Below are 7,210 nucleotides of genomic sequence, written 5' to 3'. Positions count from 1 at the left end.
CCGAGATCGGCCGAATCGACGACAGCATCAACTACGCGTACCAAGACGCCTTCGTACTGCTCAGCCGTGGCCGAGCCTGTATTGATAGCTGAGGCTAACACGTCAATGGGATCCAGGTGATCGGCAACGCCGTGTATAGTCACTGCGGTGACGTCTACGATCTCAGTCTTGCTATTGTATTCATCGACCGTTCCAGTGACCGTCACGCTGTCGCCGAGCGCCAGGGAGTTCACCGTTGCGCCGTCAGCTCCCGTGAAGTCGAAAGTGTTCCAACCGTCGTAATTGTAGACCATGATTCCGCTCCACGCCTCCTCAGCATCCTGAATGAAGAACGTCCGGTTATTGGAGCTTCCCCAGAATTCGGCTGTCACAATTCCTGAGATCGTAACAGTTTCTCCGTCCTTGGGAGAGTCGCCTGAAGCGTCACTGGTCTCTTGGATGTCCTTGATTGTCGTCACCTGTGCCACTACCGCAAAGGGTAACAGAATGGATACCGTCAACCAGGGCATAGACCATTTTGCTTTAGTCATAGTTTGTCCTCCGTTGTTTGTTACTTGATGACCAGGAACTTGCCCTCTTTTACTTTACCAAAAGAGGAACTTTTTTCATCCTGATTTTCCACTGTAAAGAGGTAGAGTCCCGAGGCGAGGGCCTGATCGTGTTGGGTGATCAGATCCCAGGCGTGTTCTCCACCTCCAAAGTTTGGAGATTTGTATTGGTCAATATTCTGAATGTCTGCGCCGGCATAGATGGGCGAATCGTGCTGGAGTACATCGACGAGGTCGCCGGCGAGCGTGAAGATCCTGATCTCCGCCATCCGTGGGAGATTGGTAAACCAGATCATCCGCTCTCTGTTGCCATATCCCTCCCATACCGCCTGACCTTGATAAGGGTTCGGATAGACGCCGGGCTCCAATGTCCAGTTATTCGTCACTGTTTTCGCGCCAGGATAGACGTACACTCGATTGGCATAAGGTGAACTCTCGAGACTGCCGAGGTTAGCTTCCGGATCGCCTCTATCGTAGGCGGTGACGGCGTAGTAGTTCAACCACCCGTTTTTCACGTTATTGTTCGTAAATCTGTAATGGTAGGCATTGCCTTCAATTTCGATGCTGTCGGGTTCGCCGAAGTCGTTTGTAATCCTCACCGCATCGAACCCAGTATTGTAACCGATATGCCGAAAGGTGGAATCGGACCGGTCGAATTCTGCCAGCAAGGTGAATTCTGCCGTTTCGTCTCCGGCCGTCTTCCGTGCGCCGTAGACGCGGTACCCTTCAAAGTCCTTCTGCCGACTGATGGGATCAACGAAGTCCTCAGCATTATCGGCCCAGTAAACGGTCACTGTCTGATCGCCCACGTCCACCGTCATATTGGGTACAGGCGGCGGAGCGGGGAGGATGTATCGATCGATCTCCCCATCGTAGTCGATATCTTCGCCCTCATCGAGGTGGTTGTTTCTGTTCTTGTCTTCGCCGTCGAATGCTCTCTGCGCCCAGTCGGCGTTAACGTGGAAGTTAGCACGCCGATTGTGGGAGTCCTCACCGCCGCCGTTCCATCTTGCTGCGACAGTGGCAAAGATCACGTTCACCGACTTTCCCGGAGAAAGCTGCCATTTGGATGAATCTGCAGAGATCGGTTCTGTTCCTAGCGGACCGGTAGAAAGCATAAACAGCCAGCTGTTGGCGTTGGATGGATATCCGGCCTCAGTAAATGCTTCGCCTGAACCGCGACGGACAGAGGTGCTCAACTGTTTATATCGTTCACTGTCGTTAAGCGGCATGCCGAAATCGGGGTAATCTGTGTTCGTGCTGGTTGTCCACACCCACTGATTGTGGTTGGATCTCAGGTATGGTCGAGGGACGGTACTTCCTAGTACTTTCAGCCCGATATACGATTCAGCCCAACCGGCGTCACCATCCAAATCGTACTGATAGCTGAGGTCGCGGGTGAAGCCCCCGCCGTCTACGGACCGGTCAAATCCATCCAGATTGTCATACCACGTAAATCCGCCGCCCGGTTCGTAACGGTTGGTATAGTTCATATTCGCAACCGAAGCATCAGTCCATATCCCCGTATAAATGTTCTCGATGGTCTCCTCGGATTGGTTCGTGATAGTGTAGTTCAAGAGTACAAAAGCGTCAGCATAAGTGAAATTCCAGGCGTAGGCTTCCAGATGGATTGAGACGCCGAGAGGGGTATGATTGGGGATGCCGAAGTTGTCTGATGGATTCTCACCAAAGTCCTTGAAATCCGTAATGAGGTCTTGGTGTGAGACTGCATAAGGTGAGTAAAACTTCGCCATGGAATCCTGTGAGGTGGACGAGATGGAGGACTTGATCTCCATTCCTGACGTTGCTATGAACTCAAAGCCTTCTTGTCCCGATTCAAAGACACCATCGACGATAGCTGTGGAGACTCTCCGCTCACCGTTTACGATACCGCCGATCCACAGCCCGGCGGAGGAGAAGTGTTCCACCTGTTCGCGCAGATTCTCCGTGTGCTGTTTGTATTGGGAAGAGGGGAGGATGCGGCCGTTGATTCTGTTCCAGCCATTCCCAAGGACGCCGAAATTGGTAACAGTCAACCCAAGTTGCCCTACCGATGTGTATTTATCGAATACATCGGGGGCACTCTGGGACACAGCTGACTGAATGAAAAGTAGAAGGAGTGCTGTGATAGGAAGTCGAGGTTTTGAGAGACAAAAGGTGTGTAATGATTGAATCACTTACGTTCTTATTTAGTCCTAAGATTTGACAATCCACCCGAGCCGAGAGCGAAAGAGCGGAACAAAGTTACTATTCGGTTCTACCGTTGTCAACCTCAGAAATTGTCAAAGCGTTTCGACTTTTTTCTCGATGACGGAGTGTGTACTTTGTTCCTGATGCGATTCTTGCAATGGCTACCCCTGTTATTGACAATAACGATTGTACTGGGCACTCCGCAGGATGTCTCCTACATCCGTTATTACAAAACGGAAAATGACCTTTTGCGGGGCGTCGAGATAAAACCTGCCGAGGCGAGAAAGTTTTCCCACATCGAGGCACTCTACAATGGTGAGGACCAACTTCGCACCAAAATTACAGTGGGAGAAGACAATATTATTTCTGAACAGGAAATATACGAATACAACGAAGATGGATCGCTTTGGCGGCGGGCTGTTTCAGACGGAGAAGGTAATGTGACCAAAATGTATATTCATGGTGAGGAGGACATGTCCGCCACTTTCATCAGTATTGTTTTACCACACCGCAACCTAGCAGATTTTGATGAACGGACAACAGTTTACAATTATGATACTAATGGAAAGGTTTCCCTATATCAGTTTCTGTCTGTTGACCACACCCCCTTTGGCCAAATTGAATATGACTACTTTGAAGAGGGCTTAGTAAAAGAGGAGCGGTGGACGGACATGCTGGCCGGTCAAACTGTCCGCGCCTTTAAGTACCGATTCAATCCCATCTCCCGGGAATACACCATGGTGGAGTATGATGCCAGGGGTGAAGAGGTGAGTCGTGTAGGTATCACTTTACCAAGAAAGTCTATCACCTCCGGTTGGTCTCCATTGGATGCTCCTACTGATATCCCCGGCAATCGGTTAGAGGAAAGTTCTGAGATTATCGAAAATATTCTTATAAGGAAAGCGGAAGGGTGGAATCCGGCTCAATCCATGGGAAAGCTAATGGATCCTAAAGTGCTTACCTCCCCCGATCTCATTACCATGAAAAACGGTGATTCCCTCAAAGTCGAACTTATTCAGATTAACAATGAATATGTTCGCTTTATGCTTACCGGTGACCGTGATATGCTTACTCTGCCACTGGCACGGGTGACTGAGATTGAACGCCGTGACGGCGAGATCCTTTATCCAGTAATTTATCGCTGAACGGCCCGACCTTGCACCGGAGGGGAAGGGCGGGTTAAATTCGCTTGGACATGCGTCTGACCTCGGCGGCACTTTTGTCTCTTTTTATTTCTGTCTCAGCACAGGAGTACCCGCCACCCTCCAATCTTGTAACAATACCGACGGCCAGCGGACTTGTGAGAGGTGCTTTTGCGGCGGATATGCGGATGCAGCGAAGCGGCGGCATCACCACATCACTGGCTGTTGGAATCTCAGACCGCTTCATGTTTGGACTTTCCTACGGCGCAAGTAGCCTCATTGGAGATAATGAGCCTGTCCCTTATCCGCGGCCTGAGGTGATTCTGAAATATCGGCTAATCGATGAAACTGTGGTGTTTCCGGGTATCGCCTTCGGTGTCGATACGCAGGGATTCGGCAATTACAACAATGCAGATTCCCTGAAGCGGTATGACATTAAAGGGTACGGTGCTTATTTGACTGCCAGCAAGAACTGGCTCACGCCCTTAGGAAATCTCGGGATACATCTTGGGGCCAACTACAATTTCACGGAAAATGTTGATGAGGATGATGATCCCAATCTCTTCGCCGGATTTGATATTGAGTTCAATCCTGAGTTTTCATTCTTGATGGAGTACAACGCCGCCCTCAATCAAAATAACATGACCGCCGAAACAGTTGCGTTGAGTAGGGGGGGATATTTGAACGCTGGTCTGCGCTGGTCCATATTCCAAAATTTCCATCTTGATCTGCATTTTAATAATCTTCTTTTTGATGAAGACAAAGTGAGCTATTTCAATCGTGAAATCAAAGTTACCTATATCGAATATTTTTAAGTTCTGGATCATTCCTTTCTGACAACTAATTTCATCATCTTTTTCTTATGAAAGACCTAACCGAGTCAAAAGTATCTTCAGAAAAGATTTACTCGGGGCGCCTGCTGGACGTCCGCCGGGATGAAGTTTCTCTTCCTGATGGAGGAGTATCTGTCAGAGAATATATCCGCCATCCTGGTGCCGTTGTGATGATCCCCGTTCTCCCCGATGGGGGAATTCTTCTCATCAGGCAGTTCCGCTACCCCATGGGCGATGTGGAGATAGAATTGCCGGCGGGAAAGATCGATCCAGGTGAAGAGGCTGAAGAGACGCTTCAACGTGAGCTAGAAGAGGAAACTGGTTACAGGGCTGGGAAAACTACTTTTATTACTGAGATACATCCCTGTATCGGTTACAGTAATGAGAGAATGTGGCTCTACCTGGCTGAAGATCTTCAGCATAGTGAAGCGACCAGTGATGAAGATGAATTCATTGAACTGATGCCCACAAGTCTAGATGATGCCATAGGCATGGTTCGATCAGGGAAGATTACCGATGTGAAGGCAGTTATTGGCCTTTTCTGGGCCGAGAGAGTGCTAAAGGGGCAATGGAAGCCGTCTCAAACAAAAAAAGTCTGACCAACTCGATCCGCCAGTTAGCCTTGGAGCTCGGTTTCCAGAAAGTGGGGATTGCGCGGGCCGAATCGTCTCCCGATGATGGTGCCCGCCTTGAAAATTGGCTTCGTCTAGGCTACCACGCCACCATGGATTGGATGGTGAGTCGCAAAGACGAAAGGGCTCATATCAAGAGCTACTTTCCTGAAGCCAAATCAGTGGTTTGTGTCGCCATGAACTACTACCACGGAGAGCCGGAAGGTGACATGAAAATCTCCAACTATGCCTGGGGAGATGATTATCATGAGTTGCTTAAGAATCGTTTGAGGCAGCTTCTTCAAATTGTTCAGGAGCTTCAACCGGATGTCCAGGGCATCGCATGTGTTGACACCTCACCTGTGATGGAAAAGGCGTGGGCTCAACGGGCGGGCCTTGGGTGGATCGGAAAACATACCAATCTCATCAGCCGAGACTACGGTTCCTGGCTTTTTCTCGGTGAACTCATTCTCGACTGCGAACTGGAGATGGATCAGCCCTTTGAAGATGACCTGTGCGGTACATGCACCGCTTGTATCGATGCCTGTCCTACTCATGCCATTGTGGATGATTATCTCCTTGATTCCAACCGATGTATATCATACCTCTCAATCGAGCACAGGGGCGATTTGCCTGAGCAGTACAGCGATGATCTCCATGGCTGGATTTACGGTTGTGACATTTGTCAGCAGGTGTGTCCGTGGAATGAAAAGTTTTCGGTGCAAAGTAAAGAAGCTACATTTGCGCCCCGAAAAGAAATTGTGGAACGGACGGAAGAATCTTGGCGTTATCTGTCGAAGGAAGATTTCAAAAACATTTTCAAAGGCAGCGCTGTAAAAAGAGCTAAGTTCGAAGGCTTCACCCGCAACATAGAAGCTAATTCATGAGTGGCTGGAAGAAACTGCTAGACTGTCCAAACCTGTTACCACAGTCAGGCCAAGTGGTGATGATGGACGAAAAACCAGTAGCCCTTTTTAATATAGATGGAGAATTTATAGCTATGGATAATAAATGTCCTCATCGCGGCGGTTCCCTGGGCGATGGAGAAATTGAGGGAGACATCGTCACCTGCCCCTGGCACGGCTGGCAATTCAACTGCAGAACCGGCAAGGCAGTGGAGAATGACGCCATTATTGTCCGAACTTATGAAATAGAAAATCTGTCAGAAGGCATATTTATAAAGGTTAATTGATTTGGGAATGTTCACAGAACGTCTAAAAGGTTTTACTGGAACAGCGCCCATTTTTCCGCTTCCCAATGTCGTCTTTTATCCGAAGACTTTTTTCCCTTTGTACATTTTTGAGCCACGTTACAGACAAATGGTGACTGATGCAGAGAACGGCGAAAAAATGATTTGTATGGCACTTATAAAATCCGGATATGATAAAGATTATGAGGGGACCCCCCCCATCCACACTATTGGAACACTTGGTTACATGGAGTTCAAGAACGACCGTTCCGACGGCACATCAAACATTCTTCTTGTAGGCCTCACCAAAGTGAATATCAATGAGGTGGATTCAGATAATGACTATCGTATTGGTGAGCTTGAGCCTATTGCGGAATCAAAAGGTGAAGAGGACACAGAACTATTGAAAGAAAAAGTTTTTCGCGGGTTTGAACGGATGTCGGCCAGGAGCGGCTTTCCTCAGATTCCCAAAGAGTTTAAGGACGCCATCGATTTCGAAATGGCTGTCAATTTCCTAGCATCCCATCTTCCCATTGAAGGTGAAGAGAAACAGAAGATGCTTGAACTGGATGATGCATCACTTAGGGCGAAAATCCTTGTACAGTTTATGGAGAGTGGAATCGGAATGGAAGAAATGGGCGGGTTTGGCTCTATCGCCCCTGGCGATCCGAGACTAAACTGAACATTCTAGCCTAAG

General features: G+C 48.8%; 8 protein-coding genes. 6 read left to right on the top strand and 2 right to left on the bottom strand.

What is annotated here, in order from left to right:
* Both EYO21_05520 and EYO21_05515 read right to left on the bottom strand, forming a co-directional pair.
* On the bottom strand, positions 1–530 hold a 530-nt coding region (locus EYO21_05520), incomplete at its 3' end, for a hypothetical protein (GenBank protein ID HIB03266.1).
* 20 nt (positions 531–550) lie between these two features.
* Positions 551–2,725, bottom strand: coding sequence for a hypothetical protein (locus EYO21_05515; protein HIB03265.1), 2,175 nt, complete (start codon positions 2,723–2,725; stop codon positions 551–553).
* 186 nt (positions 2,726–2,911) lie between these two features.
* On the opposite strand from EYO21_05515, the gene EYO21_05510 reads away from it, so the two are divergent.
* From EYO21_05510 to EYO21_05485, 6 genes are read left to right on the top strand one after another with little or no spacing between them, the layout of a single operon-like run.
* On the top strand, positions 2,912–3,883 hold the full coding sequence (locus tag EYO21_05510) for a hypothetical protein (GenBank protein HIB03264.1): 972 nt from the start codon (positions 2,912–2,914) through the stop codon (positions 3,881–3,883).
* Positions 3,884–3,933: 50 nt separating this feature from the next.
* Complete coding sequence (locus EYO21_05505) at positions 3,934–4,695, top strand: hypothetical protein (GenBank protein HIB03263.1); 762 nt, start codon at positions 3,934–3,936, stop codon at positions 4,693–4,695.
* A 47-nt stretch (positions 4,696–4,742) separates the two neighbouring features.
* Complete coding sequence (locus EYO21_05500) at positions 4,743–5,312, top strand: NUDIX hydrolase (protein HIB03262.1); 570 nt, start codon at positions 4,743–4,745, stop codon at positions 5,310–5,312.
* The gene (gene queG / locus EYO21_05495; GenBank protein HIB03261.1) at positions 5,282–6,211 is read left to right on the top strand and encodes a tRNA epoxyqueuosine(34) reductase QueG; all 930 of its coding nucleotides are present in this window, start codon (positions 5,282–5,284) and stop codon (positions 6,209–6,211) included. Before EYO21_05500 ends, queG begins: the two co-directional genes overlap by 31 nt.
* Positions 6,208–6,516 carry a non-heme iron oxygenase ferredoxin subunit gene (locus EYO21_05490; protein HIB03260.1) on the top strand — a complete coding sequence of 103 codons (309 nt, stop codon included), beginning with the start codon at positions 6,208–6,210 and terminating at the stop codon, positions 6,514–6,516. Before queG ends, EYO21_05490 begins: the two co-directional genes overlap by 4 nt.
* Position 6,517: 1 nt before the next feature.
* Positions 6,518–7,195 carry a hypothetical protein gene (locus EYO21_05485; protein ID HIB03259.1) on the top strand — a complete coding sequence of 226 codons (678 nt, stop codon included), beginning with the start codon at positions 6,518–6,520 and terminating at the stop codon, positions 7,193–7,195.
* The last annotated feature ends 15 nt before the right edge of the window (positions 7,196–7,210 follow it).

This window comes from Candidatus Neomarinimicrobiota bacterium (assembly GCA_012964825.1).
Taxonomy (GTDB): domain Bacteria; phylum Fidelibacterota; class Marinisomatia; order Marinisomatales; family S15-B10; genus UBA2125.
Note: the sequence above shows the minus strand (reverse complement) of the source record. Positions and strands in the feature narration are given on the sequence as shown.